Origin of the sequence: Bradyrhizobium iriomotense (assembly GCF_018129405.1) — a bacterium.
Lineage (GTDB): Bacteria > Pseudomonadota > Alphaproteobacteria > Rhizobiales > Xanthobacteraceae > Bradyrhizobium > Bradyrhizobium iriomotense_B.
The window spans coordinates 50047-66599 of the sequence record NZ_JAFCLP010000019.1 but is presented as its reverse complement, the minus strand read 5'-3'; the positions used below and the strand labels follow the sequence as shown (position 1 = coordinate 66599).

At 65.1% G+C, this 16553-nt stretch carries 17 protein-coding genes; 6 read left to right on the top strand and 11 right to left on the bottom strand.

The window, feature by feature from the left end; genetic code table 11:
* Window positions 1–2 precede the first annotated feature (2 nt).
* Window positions 3–1097 (bottom strand): lysine-2,3-aminomutase-like protein, encoded by a 1095-nt coding sequence (locus tag JQ592_RS29645; RefSeq protein ID WP_211406313.1) that lies wholly within the window; start codon window positions 1095–1097, stop codon window positions 3–5.
* Window positions 1094–2146, bottom strand: a complete 1053-nt coding sequence (gene epmA, locus JQ592_RS29640; protein WP_211406312.1) for an EF-P lysine aminoacylase EpmA — start codon at window positions 2144–2146, stop codon at window positions 1094–1096. The genes JQ592_RS29645 and epmA overlap by 4 nt, the downstream gene beginning before the upstream one ends.
* Before the next feature lie 162 nt (window positions 2147–2308).
* Between epmA and efp the strand changes: the two genes are divergently transcribed.
* The 3 genes from efp to JQ592_RS29625 all read left to right on the top strand — a co-directional run bounded on the left by efp (window position 2309) and on the right by JQ592_RS29625 (window position 5570).
* Window positions 2309–2875, top strand: coding sequence for an elongation factor P (gene efp, locus JQ592_RS29635; RefSeq protein WP_028177546.1), 567 nt, complete (start codon window positions 2309–2311; stop codon window positions 2873–2875).
* Between the two features lie 17 nt (window positions 2876–2892).
* The gene (locus JQ592_RS29630; RefSeq protein ID WP_211406311.1) at window positions 2893–4515 is read left to right on the top strand and encodes a M23 family peptidase; all 1623 of its coding nucleotides are present in this window, start codon (window positions 2893–2895) and stop codon (window positions 4513–4515) included.
* A 146-nt stretch (window positions 4516–4661) separates the two neighbouring features.
* Window positions 4662–5570, top strand: a complete 909-nt coding sequence (locus JQ592_RS29625; RefSeq protein WP_211406310.1) for an amino acid ABC transporter substrate-binding protein — start codon at window positions 4662–4664, stop codon at window positions 5568–5570.
* 99 nt (window positions 5571–5669) lie between these two features.
* Here JQ592_RS29625 and JQ592_RS29620 read toward each other — a convergent pair whose 3' ends face one another.
* Together JQ592_RS29620 and JQ592_RS29615 are read right to left on the bottom strand one after the other, a co-directional pair.
* Window positions 5670–6173 carry a cupin domain-containing protein gene (locus JQ592_RS29620; RefSeq protein ID WP_211406309.1) on the bottom strand — a complete coding sequence of 168 codons (504 nt, stop codon included), beginning with the start codon at window positions 6171–6173 and terminating at the stop codon, window positions 5670–5672.
* 19 nt (window positions 6174–6192) lie between these two features.
* Window positions 6193–6672, bottom strand: a complete 480-nt coding sequence (locus JQ592_RS29615) for a carboxymuconolactone decarboxylase family protein (RefSeq protein ID WP_211406308.1) — start codon at window positions 6670–6672, stop codon at window positions 6193–6195.
* 54 nt (window positions 6673–6726) lie between these two features.
* Here JQ592_RS29615 and JQ592_RS29610 point away from each other — a divergent pair, with 54 nt between their 5' ends.
* Window positions 6727–7248, top strand: a complete 522-nt coding sequence (locus tag JQ592_RS29610) for a MarR family winged helix-turn-helix transcriptional regulator (RefSeq protein WP_211406307.1) — start codon at window positions 6727–6729, stop codon at window positions 7246–7248.
* A gap of 6 nt (window positions 7249–7254) precedes the next feature.
* Here JQ592_RS29610 and JQ592_RS29605 read toward each other — a convergent pair whose 3' ends face one another.
* Both JQ592_RS29605 and JQ592_RS29600 read right to left on the bottom strand, forming a co-directional pair.
* Entirely contained in the window at window positions 7255–7437 is a 183-nt protein-coding gene (locus JQ592_RS29605; protein WP_211406306.1) for a hypothetical protein, read from the bottom strand.
* Window positions 7438–7521: 84 nt separating this feature from the next.
* Window positions 7522–7773: a hypothetical protein gene (locus tag JQ592_RS29600; RefSeq protein ID WP_211406305.1), complete on the bottom strand. Its 252-nt coding sequence runs from the start codon at window positions 7771–7773 to the stop codon at window positions 7522–7524.
* A 132-nt stretch (window positions 7774–7905) separates the two neighbouring features.
* Here JQ592_RS29600 and JQ592_RS29595 point away from each other — a divergent pair, with 132 nt between their 5' ends.
* Window positions 7906–9135: a lytic murein transglycosylase gene (locus JQ592_RS29595; RefSeq protein WP_211406304.1), complete on the top strand. Its 1230-nt coding sequence runs from the start codon at window positions 7906–7908 to the stop codon at window positions 9133–9135.
* Between the two features lie 108 nt (window positions 9136–9243).
* On the opposite strand, the gene JQ592_RS29590 is transcribed toward JQ592_RS29595, so the two are convergent.
* The 3 genes from JQ592_RS29590 to recJ form a co-directional block, all read right to left on the bottom strand.
* On the bottom strand, window positions 9244–10041 hold the full coding sequence (locus JQ592_RS29590) for an aldolase (RefSeq protein WP_211406303.1): 798 nt from the start codon (window positions 10039–10041) through the stop codon (window positions 9244–9246).
* 96 nt (window positions 10042–10137) lie between these two features.
* On the bottom strand, window positions 10138–10947 hold the full coding sequence (locus tag JQ592_RS29585; protein WP_211406302.1) for an SDR family NAD(P)-dependent oxidoreductase: 810 nt from the start codon (window positions 10945–10947) through the stop codon (window positions 10138–10140).
* 91 nt (window positions 10948–11038) lie between these two features.
* The gene (recJ, locus tag JQ592_RS29580) at window positions 11039–12880 is read right to left on the bottom strand and encodes a single-stranded-DNA-specific exonuclease RecJ (RefSeq protein WP_211406301.1); all 1842 of its coding nucleotides are present in this window, start codon (window positions 12878–12880) and stop codon (window positions 11039–11041) included.
* A gap of 285 nt (window positions 12881–13165) precedes the next feature.
* On the opposite strand from recJ, the gene JQ592_RS29575 reads away from it, so the two are divergent.
* Entirely contained in the window at window positions 13166–14242 is a 1077-nt protein-coding gene (locus JQ592_RS29575) for a methyl-accepting chemotaxis protein (RefSeq protein WP_211406300.1), read from the top strand.
* Between the two features lie 212 nt (window positions 14243–14454).
* Here JQ592_RS29575 and JQ592_RS29570 read toward each other — a convergent pair whose 3' ends face one another.
* Together JQ592_RS29570 and JQ592_RS29565 are read right to left on the bottom strand one after the other, a co-directional pair.
* A complete protein-coding gene (locus JQ592_RS29570; protein WP_211406401.1) occupies window positions 14455–15462 on the bottom strand; it encodes a L,D-transpeptidase family protein in 1008 nt (335 codons plus the stop codon).
* A gap of 241 nt (window positions 15463–15703) precedes the next feature.
* Entirely contained in the window at window positions 15704–16504 is an 801-nt protein-coding gene (locus tag JQ592_RS29565; RefSeq protein WP_211406299.1) for a phytochelatin synthase family protein, read from the bottom strand.
* Between the last annotated feature and the right edge of the window lie 49 nt (window positions 16505–16553).

Here is a 16553-nt window from a genome sequence, read left to right as displayed (position 1 = left end):
GCTCAGGTCTCGGGCGGATAGAGATGAACCTCGCCGCAATAGTCGACGATACGATAACGTGTTTCGGCTCCCGCATCACGTGCGTGGGGTGCGGTATTTTGCACCGCCAACACGTAACTCGGCCCCACCGGCGATTTGCCGGCACCGCCGGGAATATCGATGACATAGTCAGGCTGACACAGTCCTGACACCCGTCCGCGCAACTGCCGCATCAACTCCTGTCCCTCCGCCAGCGTCGTGCGCAGATGCGCAGTGCCCGGCGCCAGATCGCCGTGATGCAAGTAGTAGGGCTTGATCCGGCATTCGACGAAAGCTCGCATCAAATCCGACAAAGCGGCCAAATTGTCGTTGACGCCGCGCAAAAGCACGGACTGGCTGACCATGGGAATGCCGGCATCGACGAGCCGCGCGCAGGCGGAACGGGCGGCTTCCGTGAGCTCGCGCGCATGGTTGGCATGGAGCGCCACCCAGGTGGTCGCGCCCGGAACCTTCAGCGCTGCGACCATCTCGTCGCCGATCCGCGCCGGGTCGGCCACGGGCACGCGCGTATGAAGACGGATGATCTTGACGTGATCGATCGCGGCGAGATCGGCCATGATCTCGCTCATGCGACGCGGCGACAGCATCAGCGGGTCGCCGCCGGTCAGGATCACTTCCCAGATCTCGCCATGCGCGCGGATGTAGTCGATCGCGGCGCGATAGGCGGTGTCGGAGAGCGCGTTCTCCTTGCCGGGCCCGACCATCTCGCGGCGGAAGCAGAAGCGGCAATAGACCGCGCAGACGTGAACCAGCTTGAACAGCACGCGATCGGGATAGCGATGCACGATGCCGGGAACCGGGGAATACGGATGATCGCCGATCGGGTCGGCGTTCTCGCCCGGCTGCATCTCCAGTTCCGCGGCTGTCGGAACGAATTGCCGCGCGATGGGATCGTCGGGATCGGAGGTGTCGATCAGCTCGACCAGCGCCGGCGTGATCGCGACCGCATAACGCGCGGCGACGCGCTCGAGCGCGGGCAGCGCCGCGGCGGGGGCAAGCTGCTCGGCCACGAGCTCGGCCGGCTCGCGCAAAGTGCGTGCAAGATTCGTCTTCGTCATGTCTCACCCGCAGGCGGCGTCCACACCACCTGATCAATCCGTGTTGCGCCGCTCGCCAGCATCACCAGCCGGTCGAAGCCGAGTGCGACGCCGCTCGCTTCCGGCATCTCGGCGACCGCAGCGAGAAAATCCTCGTCCAGCGGGTAGGCCTCACCGTAGCGGCGCTGCTTCTCCGCCATCGAGTCCGTGAAGCGGCGGCGCTGTTCCTCGGCATCGGTCAGCTCACCAAACCCGTTGGCGAGCTCGACGCCGCAGGCATAAACCTCGAACCGCTCGGCGACCCTGGGATCGTCCGCCTTCACCCGCGCCAGCGCCGCCTCTGGAGATGGGTATTCGAACAGGATGGTCAAACGTCCCTGCCCCAGATGCGGCTCGACATGCTCGACCAGGACCTTGCTGAAGATGTCCGACCAGGTGTCGTCCTCGGCCACGCGGACCTTGCCGGTGGCCATTCGGGCGAGCGCGGCACGGTTACCCTCGTCGCCCGAGATTGTCGACAGCAGATCGATCTCGGCGAACCGCTCGAAGGCCCCCGCAACCGTCAGAAGCTCCGGCTCGGCAAAGGGGTCGGCGGTGCGGCCGCGGAAGGAGAACGTCCCGATTCCGGTCGCCTGCGCCGCGCGGGCGATGACGGCGACGGTGTCGGCCATGATCGCGGCATAGGGGGCGCTGGCCCGGTACCATTCCAGCATGGTGAATTCGGGCAGATGCAAGTCGCCGCGCTCGCGGTCACGGAACACCCGTGCGAACTCGAAGATTCGGGGCTCCCCGGCCGCCAGCAGCTTCTTGCAGGCGAATTCCGGCGAGGTCCGCAAATATCGGCTGGCCCGGCTGCCGTCGGGCCGCATGATCTCGGTCCGGGGGGCGTGCAGATGGGTCTCGTTGCCCGGGGACACCTGGAGGACCGAGGTTTCGACCTCGATAAACCCTTGTTCGGCGAAAAAGCCCCGTAAAGCTCCGGTCACGGCACCCCTCGCCTGGAGGAATGGCCGCCGGTCGAGGTGCCGCGAGGGCGACCAGAACGGCGAGATCGGCTTGTCCCCAGCCATTAACCGACGGCTCCGCAGGCCAGCAAAAAGCTGGCATCCAGCGGCAAAATCAGTATGTTGCGGCCCGAAACGGGCGCCGAGGTCCGATTTGAGGCCCCAAGTCCCCCATCAATTTGACCACGTCCTGGCCGCAGCCGGGCCAAGCAAGCAGGAAATACAGCTTTGAGAGTCATCGCCAGTTCTATTCGCAAGGGCAACGTGATCGAGCAAGACGGCAAGCTTTATGTCGTCGTGAGCGCCGAGAACATCCATCCCGGCAAGGGCACCCCGGTCAGCCAGATCGAAATGCGCCGAATCTCGGACGGGGTAAAGATCTCCGAGCGCTACAAGACCACCGACCAGGTCGAAAAGGCCACGATCGAAGAGCGCAACTACACCTACCTCTATGAAGATGGCGACGGCTATCACTTCATGAACCCGGAGACCTACGACCAGGTCCAGGTTTCCAAGGACGTCGTCGGCGATGCTGCCGCGTATCTTCAGGAGAGCATGACGGTCAAGCTGTCGATGCACGACACCAACCCGGTCTCGATCGCCCTGCCGCAGCGCGTGACGCTGGAAGTGGTCGACACCGAGCCCGTGACCAAGGGCCAGACCGCCTCCTCCTCCTACAAGCCCGCGGTGCTGTCCAACGGCGTGCGCACCACCGTGCCGCCGCACATCACGGTCGGCACCCGCGTGGTGGTGATGACCGAAGACGGCTCCTACGCCGAGCGCGCCAAGGACTAAGCGAGGGATCGAGACAGGTGCCGCCGGGGGGCGAGACAGTGGTTGGGAAGAGTTTCCGCTTCGTCTCGCTTCTTCTGGCGTCGCTGTCGCCCCTCATTGCCGTTCCGCTGGCCGCGGATGAATTCCGCAGCCCGTCGCTCACGGCCCTGCGCGTCGATTGGCGCGCAGCGCTCGACCAGCTTCGCGTCGAGATCAACAGCCATCCCCAGATCGCCGGCGATTTCACCTTCGTGCCCCGCCGATCGGTGCCGCGCTACGATCCGCGCGCAACACCGGCCCTGGTGCAGCTCAACGGGGTCTCCTCGCAATTCTTCTCCGGCATTGCCCGCAGCGCCGTGCCCGTGCTGCTGCCGTTCGACGCCGGCGCCTATCTCGAGGCCCGGCGCAATGGCGCGCCATCGAGCCTGTCGCTGTCGCGTTATCAGGCCGATTTCAATCCCATGGACATGTTCGATGCCGGTCCCGCGGGTTACAGCGCGACCTTTTCGCTAGAGCCCGGCGCCGGCGACGGCATGCCCTCGCGTGTCTTCGCAAGGCCGGTCGAGGTGCAGATCACCGGCTCGGCGCTGCTCTATGACGTTGCCGATCCCTCCGGCGGCAAGGGCGAGCCGGTCAAGCCGCTCGCCGCAACCTATCCGGACCTGCGCAGGTTCATCCGGGAAGGCTATGTGCGCTACGCCTTCACGCGCTTCGGCGTCGCCTATGTGGTGTCGGTCCAGTGCCTCGACAGCGTCGCAAAACCGCGGCGGCTGGCCTGCAAGGAGGCCTATCCGGTCGCCGAGCGCTTCCTGAAAGCGCTGCGCATCGCCGGCGGCCAGCGCATGCGGCCGCTGACGGACATTGCCTCCAACGTGCTCGATCGTCCCGCGACGCGCTCACTCGATTTCGGCTACCGGCCGAGCGGCGACATCATCCCGAACACCGGCTACCGCAACAAGAGCGGCCATCCCGACGTGATCGCCTATGCGCAGATCCGCTTTCCCCTGGAGAAGACGCCCGCTTTCGTGCGCTCGCAGTCCTACGCCAGGCGCGACAAGAGCGATGGTCCGACCGCCTATCCCTGGCGCGACAATTTCTGCGAGTCCCGCAGCTTCGAAGTCTGGCAATGCGCCGGCGGTTACGGCCACCAGGGCGAGGACATCCGTGCGGCCGAGTGCCCGCCGCCCGGTGAAGGACGCGAACCCTGCGATCGCAAGCAGCGCGCCGTCGTCGCGGTGCGCGACGCCGTCGTGATCCGCACGTCTAAGGACCAGGCCGCGACGCTTCAGGTCAACAGCCGAAAGGAGCACATCCGCTTCCGCTACATGCACATGAATCCGCAGGCGATGAATGCCGATGGCCTGCTCAACGGTCGCATCGTGGCCGAAGGCGAGAAGATCGGCGTGGTCTCGAACTATCTCGACCATCCCGCCGGCACCTCGATGCATCTGCATTTTGACGTCCAGGTGTTCACCCGCGACGGCTGGATCTGGGTCAGCCCCTACGTCACGCTCGTTTCGGCCTATGAGCGCCTGATCCGCGCCCGCGGCCGCGAGGTCGGCCCGGAGATCGCCGTCACGGCCCAGCCGGTGGCTCATGCGCTGCCGGAGGACGCCATCAAGCCGGACCTGCGCGAGGGATCGAGCAGCGAGGAGAATTGAGGCAGTTACCGCCTCATCGCGCATCTCCCCGCCCCATGCGCGCGCAGACTGACCGGATCGACGTCAAGACCTTCCCGAAACATCGCGCCTTCTCTGGCCCCGGAATTGCTTTGCTCTCGCCAGGCAAACTGGAAGAAGGGAAGCACATGCGTTGTCTCACCACGGCGGTCGTTCTGGCCGTTGCATTCGCCGTGCCGGCTCATGCGGAGGAATTGACCGGTACGCTGAAGAAGATCAAGGACACCGGCGCGATCACACTCGGCGTGCGCGACAGTTCCGTACCCTTCAGCTACATCGACGAGAAGCAGAAGACCGTCGGCTACGCCATCGACATCTGCATGAAGATCGTCGAGGAGATCAAGGCCGAACTCAAGCTGGACAAGCTCGCGGTCAACGAGAACCTGGTCACCTCGTCCAACCGCATTCCGCTGATGGCCAACGGCACCATCGATCTCGAATGCGGCTCAACCACCAACAACGCGGAGCGCCAGAAACAGGTCTGGTTCACCAACACCCATTTCCTCACGGCAAGCCGCTTCGTGTCGAAGAAGGCTTCGAAGCTCGATCAGGTCGATGACCTCAAGGGCAAGGCCGTCGTCTCGGTCTCCGGCACCACCAACATCACCCAGCTCAACAAGGCCAATGCGGCGCGCTCGCTCGGCATCACCGTGATGAATGCCAAGGATGTCCCGGAAGCGTTCCTGATGGTCGAGACCGACCGCGCGGTAGCCTTCGTCATGGACGACATCCAGCTTGCGTCCATGATTGCCTCGGCGAAGGATCCGTCGCTCTACGCCATCAGCACCGGCGCTTTTTCCGATCCCGAACCCTACGGCATCATGCTGCGCAAGGACGACGCACCATTCAAGGCCGTGGTCGATCGGGCCACCGCAAGACTCTACAAGAGCCCGGAGATCGAGAAGATCTACAACAAATGGTTCATGGAGCCGGTGCCGCCGCGCGGCCTGAACTTCCACGTGCCGATGCCGGTCTCGATGAAGAAGTCGTTTGAGCATCCGTCGGACAATCCTGATCCGGCGTCGTATGGGGGCTGACGAGAGAGCCCGCTGATTGCGTAGCCCGGATGAGCGAAGCGACATCCGGGACTTTTACGACGACTGCCCCGGGTGTCGCTTCGCTCACCCGGGCTACGATCACTCCAGATACGTCGTCAGCTGCGCGCCTTCGTCCGCGACGAACACCGCGATCAATTCGGCCGGCTCTGTCGCGCTCGCGTTCGCCGATACGAGATGCGTCGAGCCCGGCGGCTCGAAGAACGACTGGCCAACGCCAAACGTCTCGACCGGGCCGCCGCCGAGCTGGGAGCGGATCTCGCCCTTGGTGACGTAGGCCGTCACCGAGCCGGCATGGCGATGCGGCCGCGAAAACCCGCCGGGACCATAGAACACGCGCACGATCGTGACGCGCTTGCCCGGCACGTTCGGCAATGCGTAAGAGCCGATCGGCTCGACCTTGTCGAGCGGCGAACTCTCGGCCGCGGTGGCGCAGAGTGGCGCCAGCGCGCCGGGGACAGTGTCGATCGTCAACGGCAGCGCCTTGCCGATTGCGAACGCGCAGGCGAGACCCGCGACGACGGCGAGCACTGCCGAACCTGACGGCGTCGGACGTTGCGCGGCAGAAAAGCTCATGGCTGTCATCGGGATCTCTCCTTGTCTATCAGGATGCAGCGGCGGTCGCCGCGACCGGCCGCTTCGCCGGCGTCCAGCGAAACGCCGCGCCAAAACGGTTCCAAACGTTGATCGAGGCGACCGCCGAGGTCAGATACGTCAGTTCCGTCTCGGAGAATTCGCGAGACGCTTCCGCGTAGACCTCCTCGCTGACGCCATCGGGCAGACAGGTCAGCGCCTCGGCCCAGGCCAGTGCCGCCCGCTCGCGCGCGGAAAAGATCGGCGCCTCGCGCCAGACCGCGACCAGATGGAGCTTGTCGACGGGCACGCCGATCCGCTCCGACAAGAGGACGTGGTGCTGAACGCAGAAGGCACAGCCATTAATCTGCGAGGCGCGCAGCTTGGCCAATTCGAGCAGCTGCTTGTCGAGACCCGCCTTGGCCGCCAGCTGGCCCAGCGCCAGCACCAGATCATACGCGTCCGGCGCGATCCGCTTGAAATCCTCATATTCGCTGCGGGCGTGTGACATTGCCGTAGACCTCGTGTTATTGTAAGAATACTTACATTGTATAAGAGCACTTACATGTCGCGCAAGACTGCTGATGTCACGAGATCGAAAGCCCGGCGGGAAACGCCCAGGCCGACTGCCGTTCGCGTGCCCGCGCCCGGCGAAGGCAAGCGCGGCGAAGAGGGCTATCTCGGCTATCTCTTGCGTCAGGCCCATGCCGCGGTCCGCCTGACGATGGAGCGAACGCTGGCCGATCTCGGCGTGACGTCGCCGCAATTCGCGGCGCTGACGATGCTGAACGCCTATCCGGGACTATCCGGCGCCGACGTCGCCCGCCTCACCTTCCTGACGCCGCAGACCGTCGGCGTCATCATCCGCAATCTCGAGCGTGACGGCGCGATTGTGATGACGCCGCATCCCGTCCACGGCCGCATCCAGCAATGGACGTTGACGCCGCGCGGGGCGACGTTGCTGAAGGCCTGCAGGGAACGCGTGATCGCGCTGGAGAAGCGCCTCGCCCGTAATCTGGATGCCAAGGCTGAAACCACGGTCCGGCGCTGGCTCGCCGGAATCGCCGCAGATCTGCAGGAGGACTAGGCGGGCCTAGTCGCCGCCGCCTCCGTCGCCGCATCCCCCGCCATCATCAAAATCCGGGAGGTCGCCGCCGGCGCCATCGCCTTGAATGCCGCGGCGAAAGTTCTCGGCGATGATCATCAGGATCACGACGAACAAGCCGGCTCCGAAAGGCCAGGGATTGGCACGGATGATCTCGAATAGTTCACGCATGCGCACATCTTGCGCGACAAGAGCGAACCGACGGTAAAGCGCGAGGCTTAAATTTGGGGATATTCAGGCTTGCAGAAGGGCGGCCTATCCGCCCTTCAACGATTTCTTAACTTCGCCATCCGACCAGGTCTCGCCTGCGGCGATCACGCGGACACGGGTCTGGTCCGCAGCGTTCACCAGCACATGCGAGCTCAACCGGTCGCCGCTCGGCCCCAGGTGCAGATCGGTCTCAGGCTTCCAGCTCAGCGTGGTCGCGAGGTCGCCGGGAAAGATCTGCCATTGCGATCCGTCGTCGAGCTCCACGACATGGCTTTCCGCATGCGCGCGTATCTTCATTCCACCTCGAATACTTGGATGAACAGACCATGTTCGGAGGGAATGCAGCAGTGCGACAGTTTGTTCCCAGCGCCTGGTCTTCTGTTCCAGGAACCGACTCACACGGGCCATGTTTCCGGCTAGAATGTGCCCATGAAGCACGCTGATTCCTCGCCCTGTCACACCCGCCGCGCCCTGCTCCAGTCGACGCTCGGTGCAGCCGCATTGCTGGCGCTCCCGACGCGCGTTCTCGCCGCGCCTGCCGGCTTCGACGAATGGCGCGAGACCTTTCGCGCACGCGCGATGGCCAAGGGAATCTCGGCCGCGACCTGGCAGCGCGCGATGGGGCGGGTCGAGCCCGACATGAGCGTGTTCAAGCAGATGCGCAACCAGCCCGAATTCCACGAGCAGGTGTGGCAATACATCAACCGCCGCGTCTCGGACTGGCGCATCATCAACGGCAAGATTGCGCTGAAGAACAACGAGGCGCTGCTCGCACGCATCGAGCGCGATTTCGGCGTCGAGCGCGGCACGCTGCTGGCGCTGTGGGGCGTCGAGTCCGCCTATGGCGATCCCTTGGTGCAGCAGAACCACATGACGCCGGTATTTCCCTCGCTCGCCGCGCTGGCCTGGAACGAGCCGCGCCGCAAGGCCTATTGGGAGACCGAGCTGATCAACGCGCTGCGCATCGTCGACAAGGGCTGGAGCACGCCCGAGGAGATGAAGGGCTCCTGGGCCGGCGCGATGGGGCATTCGCAATGGATGCCGGAAGTCTGGCTCAATGTCGGCATCGACTATGACGGCGACGGCAAGGTCTCGCCGTTCGGCAAGCCCGACGATGCGCTGGGCTCGACCGCAAAATATCTCGTCAATCGCGGCAAGTGGCATCGCGGCGAGCATTGGGGCTACGAGGTCCGCGCATCAGGCGAGATGAGCGGCAGCCGGACCTATGCGGCCTGGGCTTCAGCGGGCGTCACCCGCGCCGACGGCCAGCCGTTTCCGCAGCCCAACGCTTCGGCGCAGATGTGGACGCCGGTTGCGGGCGGACCGACGTTCCTGCTGGGGCCGAACTTCTACTCGGTGAAGAGCTACAATCCCTCGATGAACTATGCGCTGGCGATCTGCCATCTCGGCGACCGCTGCCTCGGCGCGCCGCCTTTCATCCAGCCCTTCCCCGGCTCCGAGCGCGCGTTGACGCTCGCGGAGGTGCAGGAGATGCAGACGCGTCTGACCAAGGCCGGTTTCGACACCGGCGGCACCGACGGCCGCGTCGGCAACGACACCATGAAGGCGATCAAGGATTTTCAGCAGCGCGCCGGCATCACGCCGGCCGACGGCTATGGCGGACTGAAGGTGCTGGCGAAGCTGCGGCAGGGGTCGTAGGTATCCCGTCATTCCGGGGCTCGCGTAGCGAGAACCCGGAATCTCGCGCTACAATCTCTGGATTCCGGGTTCGAGGCTTCGCCTCGCCCCGGAATGACATCCCTACTTTCAGTGCCTGTACTGCGGCTCCTCGGCATCGAGCTGGCGCCGGATCGCGGCGAGATGCAGCCGTGCGGATTCGGAATCGCCCCCGCGCATCTGCTTGTATGTTTCGGCCGCAACAGCCGGATCGACCGGCAGCACTTTGCGTCCCGTCGACATCGCGAGCACCTGCACCTCGGCGGCGCGCTCGAGGTAATAGAGATCGTCCCAGGCCTCCGCGATGGTCGGGGCCAGCACCATCACGCCGTGATGCTTCATGAAGACGATGTCGGCATCGCCGACGGCGGAGGCGATGCGCGCGCCTTCGCGGTTGTCGAGCGCGAGGCCGTTGTAGTCGCGATCGACCGCGGTGCGCCCGTAGAATTTCAGCGCGGTCTGACCGGCCCAGATCAGCGGATCGCCCTCGGTCATCGACAGCGCCGTAGCGTAGGGCATGTGGGTGTGGAAGGCGACCTTGGCGCGCGGCAGGCGCCTGTGCATCTCGGCATGGATGTAGAACGCGGTCGCCTCGGGCAAGCCCTCGCCGTCGAGCACGTTGCCGTGGAAGTCGCAGATCAGGAGTTTTGACGCCGTCAGCTCGCGGAAGGCGTAGCCGTAGGGGTTGACCAGGAAGAGATCGTCATGGCCGGGCACGACGGCCGAGAAGTGGTTGCAGATGCCCTCTTCAAAGCCGTTGCGCGCGGCCATGCGGAAGCAGGCGGCGAGGTCCTCGCGCGCGGTCCGGATTGCGTCGGTGGCAAGGTCCGGCCGGTTCGAGCGGAATGGCGCGGGCGAGGAAGCAGGCGAATGAAGGCTGTGCGCCATGGCGATGGACACCTCTGTCGGTCGGAAGTTGCCGACGTTGTACAGGGGCTGCGCCTGCGCGTCAGCCCCTGCGACCGCCACCCTGCCCTGCGCCGCTCAAGCGCGCCGCGGCACGCCGCCGGCATTCATGCCGCCATCGATGACGAGCTCGCTGCCGGTGACGTAGCGCGAGGCGTCGGAGGCCAGATACAGCACGCCGGAGGCGATTTCGGCAGCCTGCCCGGCGCGGCCCAATGGCGTGACGACCCGCGCGCGCTCCTCCGGATCGATCGGGGCGTTCTGACCGGCACCGGTCGCGCCGGTCGGGATCTTGCCCCAGATCGGCGTGTCGATGATGCCGGGATGGACTGAGTTGACGCGGATGCCGTCGCCGGCGGCCGCGCACTCCATTGCGATCGACTTGGCGAACAGCCGCACGCCGCCCTTGGTCAGCGAATAGGCCGAGAGGCCCGGCGAGCCGCGCAGGCCCGCGAGCGAGGACATCATGACGATCGAGCCGCCGCCGGTTTTGCGCATCAACGGCAGGCAGTGCTTGACCGAGAGGAAGACGCCATCGAGATTGATCGCATTCTGCCTGCGCCAGTCAGCGAGCGTCATGTCGACGATCGAGGGCACGGAAATGCCGATGCCGGCGTTGGAGACGAGTGCATCGAGCCGGCCGTAGCGCTTGGCGATGTCCGCGACGACCTCGATCCAGCGCTCCTCGCTGGTGACGTCCTGCTCCAGGAAGATCGCCTTGCCACCGGCTTTTGTAATGCGCCGCGCGAGTTCGGGGCCGCGCAGTTCGTCGATGTCGGTTGCAATGACGGTGGCGCCCTCGCGCGCGAACAGCTCGACGATGGCTTCGCCGATGCCCGAGGCGCCGCCCGTCACCAGCGCGACCTTGCCCTCAACCTGCCCTGCCATGTTCACTCCCTTTTTTGTTGTTTGAGCGAGTTACCTTTTGCGCATGATCTCCGCGCAAACGCGTTCCGCGTTTGTCGCGAGGGATCATGCGTCATCTAATCACGGATGGCCCCTGGTCCGGTAGCGCGACGTCGACGACGCGGAATTGCACCCGTTCGGCGCCCTGGTAGCGGTCGACCGACAACGAGCCCGCGACATGCATCTGCTGGCCGCGATTGGCGAGCAGCGCATTGCCGAGCTTCTGGCCGACCGAGCGGAACGCGATGCCGTTGACGATGGCGCCGTCGCCAGACTTGAAGCGCAGGCGCAGATGCGCCTGCCCGACCTCGTCGGCAAACACGAGCTGATGCCCCGGCAGTGCCAGCACGGGCTCCGGATTGCCGCTGCCGAAGGGACCGGCGCGATTGAGCGTGGTCGCAAGCTCCGTCGTCACCGCGCGCGCGGAGACCGCGCCGTCGATATAGAGTTCATTGACGTGGCGCGCTTCGGCGACGTCGCGCGCCAGCGCGTGCTCGAGATAGGCGCGGAATTCGGCGAGCTTCTCCTTCCGCAGCGTCACGCCCGCGGCCATCGCGTGGCCGCCGCCTTTCAGCAGAATGCCATCGGCGACCGCCTGCCGCACCGCCTTGCCGAGATCGACGCCGGCGATCGAGCGGCCCGAGCCGGTGCCGATACCGCCCGGCTCCAGCGCGATGGCGAAGGCGGGCCGCGAAAACTTCTCCTTCAGGCGCGAGGCAACGAGACCGACCACGCCCGGATGCCAGCCTTCCGACGCCGTGACGATGACGCCGAGCTTGTCCTCGAGACCGATCGAAGCGAGCGCCTCGGCTTCGGCCTGCGCTTCCGCGGCCTGCTCGATGACACGGCGCTCGCTGTTGAGGCGATCGAGCTCGGCCGCGATCCGCGCCGCCTCGACGCTGTCGCCTTCGAGCAGCAGCCGCACGCCGAGATCGGCGCGACCGATGCGGCCGCCGGCATTGACGCGCGGCCCCAGCATGAAGCCGAGATGCCATGCCTCGGGCGGCCCGTTGAGCCGCGCCACGTCCATCAGCGCGGTATGGCCGATATGGTCGCGGCGCCGCATCGCAATCAGACCCTTGGCGACGAAGGCGCGGTTGAGGCCGATCAGCGGCGCGACGTCAGCGACGGTGCCGAGCGCGACGTGATGCAGCATGCCGAGCAGATCGGGCTCGGGCATCTCCGTACTCCAGAAGCCGCGCTGGCGCAGCTCGCGATTGACGGCAACCAGCGTCACCAGCACGAGCCCGACGGCGGCGAGATGGCCAAGGCCCGAGAGATCATCGAGCCGGTTCGGATTGACCAGGGCATCGACCTCCGGCAGCTCGGTGCCGGCCTGATGGTGGTCGATCACGACGACGGACATGCCGAGGCGCTTTGCTTCCGCCAGCGGCTCGATGCTGGTGGTGCCGCAATCGACGGTGACGAGCAGCGTGGCGCCTTTGGCCGCCAGCCCCCGCACGGCCTCGACGTTCGGACCGTAGCCCTCAAAGATGCGGTCGGGAATGTGGATCAGCGGATCGAGCCCGCAATGGCGCAGGTGCCAAGCCAACAGCGCCGCCGAGGTCGCGCCGTCGACGTCGTAGTCGCCGAAGATCGCGACCTTCTCGCCCCTCGCCGCCGCATCCGCGATCCGCTTTGCGGCCGCCTCCATCTCCGTGACCGTGAACGGATCCGGCAGCAGCTTGCGGATGGTCGGATCGAGGAAGTCGGGCACGGCGTCGATATCGACACCGCGACCCGCCAGCACCCGCGCCAGCAATTCCGGCAGCTGGTGCCGCTGCACGATGGCGAGCGCCTTGGCCGCCCCGCGGGCGTCGAGCCGGTCGCGCCAGAGCTTGTCAGTGAGCGAGCGCGCCACCCCCAGGAACGCCTGGGGCAGTTCGACGGGCAAGGCTGTGGCAGGCGGCGTCATGACGAGGCTATCGGTTGGGAACTCGGACTCCGGGCGCTCACGCTGGCGGCCCGGGACTGGCTTGAAGGGATTGGCCGGGAAACTCCGGCGATTTGCAACGGCCGGGCCGCACAAAGCGGTGGATGGCCGGCCGGGAGGCCGGAGTGACTACCATTTAGGCATTCCGCCGAACAGCAAATTAAGCAGGCGTTAGGCGGAATCCTCGAAAAAGAATCGTATTCGATCTGACGTGATTTTGTTCCGGGTTCATTGCAGATCTGGCCTCATTGCCAAGGGAAGTCCCCGATGTCTGCTGCGCTGGGTCTGAAAGCCAAGCCGATCGCCACCGAACCTGCCGACGATGACTCCGACATCTCCGCACTGATCAATCGCCTCACTGCGGAGGTCAACCAGATCGCGGTCGACAAGACCAAGGCGATCCAGCAGATCACCAACCAGATGAAGATGCTGGCGCTGAACGCGCTGATCGAAAGCTCGCGCGCCGGCGCACAAGGCGCGGGCTTCGCGGTGGTGGCGCAGGAGGTGCGCGGCGTCGGCCAGCAGGTCGAGACCATCGCACGCGAGCTCGAGACCCAGCTGACGAAACGGACCGGCGACCTCGTCGCTTCTATCGACCGCATGAGCCAGCGCTCGCGCGGAGAGCGCATGGTGGACCTGTCCCTCAACGCGGTCGAGCTGATCGACCGCAATCTCTATGAGCGCACCTGCGACGTGCGCTGGTGGGCGACCGACTCCGCCGTGGTCGATTGCGCGGCCTCGCCCGCGCCGGCAGCGGTCACCTATGCCTCGCAGCGCCTCGGCGTGATCCTCGGCGCCTATACCGTCTATCTCGACCTCTGGCTCTGCGACCTCGACGGCAACGTCATCGCCAACGGCCGCGCCGACCGTTTTCGCGTCGTCGGCCAGAACGTCGCCCACACCAAATGGTTTCGCGAGGCGCGCACCCTGCGCTCCGGCGACGACTATGTCGCCGGCGACGTCGAGAACCAGCCGCTGCTCGGCAATGCGCAGGTCGCGACCTATTGCGCCAGCGTCCGCGCCGGCGGCCAGGCCAATGGCGCGCCGATCGGCGTGCTCGCCATCCATTTCGACTGGGAGCCGCAGGCCCGCGCCATCGTGCAAGGCGTCCGCGTCGGCGACATCGACAAGGCCCGCGTGCTGCTGGTCGACTCGAATTTCCGCGTCATCGCCGCCTCCGACGGCCAGGGCATTTTGAGCGAGCGCATCTCGCTGTCGCTGAACGGCCAGCGCTCTGGATTCTATCAGGACCGCTCGGGCACGATGGTCGCCTTCCATGCAACGCCCGGCTACGAGACCTATCGCGGCCTCGGCTGGTACGGCGTGATCGTCTGCGGGGCCTAAAGGTCGCCCAATCAAAAAAACTCGCGAAACAACCCCATGCACAGTAGCCGGGCGTTGTTCTCACTGGTGTTTTTTCCGCGCTCAAGCCTCGCTTTGACTCGTCGGGCAAAACAGTGGCATTATGCCATTATTCCGAAATCAGAAAACGCAACGCGTTGACCTGCTGACGACCGGCGTGAGCGCCCCCTTCACCTGGCCCTTCACTTGGCCCCTCACTTGGCGCCCTCGACAAAGGCGACTGGTGTGCCCTTCGCGACGCTGCCGGCGACACGTTCGGCGTCCCAATTGGTGAGACGTACGCAGCCGTGGGATTCCGCCTTGGAGATCTTGTCCGGCGACGGCGTGCCGTGAATGCCGTAGCCTTCGGCGGACAAATTGATCCACACCGTCCCGACCGGGTTGTTCGGCCCGGGCTTGATCGTGAAAGGCTTGCGGGACCGGACGCCCTTGAAGCGATAAGCGGGATTGTAGCGATAGAACGGATTCTTGCTGACTTCGGTAATCCTGAGCGTTCCTGACGGCGACGGCTTGTCCTCGCTGCCGACGGTCGCCGGATAGACTCCGATCAGCGCATTCGACTTGTCGAACAGTTTGACGATCTGCCTGACCTTGTCGATCTCGACCCTGTCGGCCTTGGCGGGCGCCCCCTCGCCTGTGCTCGCGGTGTCGGCGACAACGATGGTGTCGCCGGCCCGGTCGAAACGGCGCCCGGGATTGAGCGCCGCGAGAAGTTGCTCGCTCATGTGAAATTTCTCGGCGAGAGCCTCGCGCGGACTGGTGAAGCCGAGCTTCGGGATGTCCTTCATGTCCTCCATCTTCGACGGCAGCTTGTTCAGGAACGGACCCGCCACGTCCTGCTCGGTGATGGCATAGGTCAGCGTCACCGGCCGCTCGTCCGCCCGCAGCGCGTTCCAGATCTCCTCGGTCGGCACGTCCGAGCCCGGCAACTGGCGGGCTTCCGCATAGGCGCGCAGCGCCTTCTTCGCGTTCTCGCCGAACCTGCCGTCGATCTCGCCCGGCGAGAAATGCGCCCTGTCCAGCAGGACCTCCAGCCGCACGCCCGCCGGGGTCGGCTTCTCGTTCGAGAGCGTCTTCTTCGAGGGCTCGGAGGAATTGATGGCGTCCGCGGTCATCTCGGCCGCGAACGCGGGTGCTGCCGCCAGAACAAGGATCAGAGCGATGCAGAATACCCGGGCGCGATCGGCCGACCGGGCGCTCATCATCGTCCGTCGCAACACGCCATCGCCCATGTGCCAGCTCCGGGATGGAGGCGTTCACCGGACCGGCAACTCGGCGCGACCGCGGAAGTTTCTAGGCGAGTACCTATAAACCCGGCGGCGCGATGCGACTGGGACTACGTCCGCTTGCCCCTATAGCGACCAAGTTAGTGCGGCGGCGCAGTATGTCGCGATGGGCCAATTGCGGAAGTTTCCGTTTCATCGACGTGAAGTGAGGAACGCCTCAAGGGGTCTCAACAAGAATATACCCGCGATTCTCAACCGTATCGAACGTGCGCATACCGTTAACGAGGGTCGCAGTTGGCATCCACACCCAGCCAGCGCTCGCAGGATTGACGTCAAGGACAAGGACCGAGTCGGATTCAGCGTCGTATGCGCCAAGCGGCGAGATATGTCCGGGGCCCTGTTGGCCTACAGCCTTGCGTTGGTAGGCGACGATCACATAGTCACCCCGACGCTTGAGGTTTTCAAGTAAATCAGTCCGAATATCCTGCTCGGGCTTGCTGTCATCAACGATGACAAGCCGGGTCGTAAGACCATTCGCCCTCAGCATCTCATCGAGCTGACGGACCTGATAGCCGAAGTCCTGGATCTGTTTTCCATTGACCGTCATTGGTTCGCCGAGAACTTGCGCGCGGGTCTTCAAGCCTTTGGTGATCACGTTGTCCTGTGTGAAGCGAGGGATCGTGGGGTCGTAGGCGCTCGGAATGTATTTAAGGTCTTCTGAATGTAATCGGCTCCGGTCCCGCGGCAGATCAGGGCTCCGACCTCGAACGGCGTTGAGCACGATTGCGGCAGACGCGGGTCCACAAAACGCGCCGTTCGACTCCGCTTCGAACTGATTGGCAAGGGCGGGAAAGTCCACCTTCGCAGTTGAGCGGGCCAGCCGCGCAAGCCCCTCATCCGACGAGAATGGCACAAGCTCCTGAGAAATGGTCGCTGGTGGATTGTCCAGCGCAAATGCTGCCGGAAGTTGCACCGTCGCCAGCAAGAGCGCGAGTGCAATTCGCGCGAGACGTGACATGGTTAGCTCCTATTTCTTGGAAGCCCCACGGAATTTAATCTAACGAGCC

Coding starts and splice junctions, on each gene's coding strand:
- JQ592_RS29600 (WP_211406305.1), bottom strand. CDS start 7,773: ATGAAGATACGCGCGCATGCGGAAAGCCATGTCGTGGAGCTCGACGAC.
- JQ592_RS29585 (WP_211406302.1), bottom strand. CDS start 10,947: ATGGCAGGGCAGGTTGAGGGCAAGGTCGCGCTGGTGACGGGCGGCGCC.
- JQ592_RS29595 (WP_211406304.1), top strand. CDS start 7,906: ATGAAGCACGCTGATTCCTCGCCCTGTCACACCCGCCGCGCCCTGCTC.
- JQ592_RS29625 (WP_211406310.1), top strand. CDS start 4,662: ATGCGTTGTCTCACCACGGCGGTCGTTCTGGCCGTTGCATTCGCCGTG.
- recJ (WP_211406301.1), bottom strand. CDS start 12,880: ATGACGCCGCCTGCCACAGCCTTGCCCGTCGAACTGCCCCAGGCGTTC.
- JQ592_RS29605 (WP_211406306.1), bottom strand. CDS start 7,437: ATGCGTGAACTATTCGAGATCATCCGTGCCAATCCCTGGCCTTTCGGA.
- JQ592_RS29610 (WP_211406307.1), top strand. CDS start 6,727: ATGTCGCGCAAGACTGCTGATGTCACGAGATCGAAAGCCCGGCGGGAA.
- JQ592_RS29570 (WP_211406401.1), bottom strand. CDS start 15,462: ATGAGCGCCCGGTCGGCCGATCGCGCCCGGGTATTCTGCATCGCTCTG.
- JQ592_RS29645 (WP_211406313.1), bottom strand. CDS start 1,097: ATGACGAAGACGAATCTTGCACGCACTTTGCGCGAGCCGGCCGAGCTC.
- JQ592_RS29590 (WP_211406303.1), bottom strand. CDS start 10,041: ATGGCGCACAGCCTTCATTCGCCTGCTTCCTCGCCCGCGCCATTCCGC.
- JQ592_RS29565 (WP_211406299.1), bottom strand. CDS start 16,504: ATGTCACGTCTCGCGCGAATTGCACTCGCGCTCTTGCTGGCGACGGTG.
- JQ592_RS29615 (WP_211406308.1), bottom strand. CDS start 6,672: ATGTCACACGCCCGCAGCGAATATGAGGATTTCAAGCGGATCGCGCCG.
- epmA (WP_211406312.1), bottom strand. CDS start 2,146: ATGGCTGGGGACAAGCCGATCTCGCCGTTCTGGTCGCCCTCGCGGCAC.
- JQ592_RS29620 (WP_211406309.1), bottom strand. CDS start 6,173: ATGACAGCCATGAGCTTTTCTGCCGCGCAACGTCCGACGCCGTCAGGT.
- JQ592_RS29575 (WP_211406300.1), top strand. CDS start 13,166: ATGTCTGCTGCGCTGGGTCTGAAAGCCAAGCCGATCGCCACCGAACCT.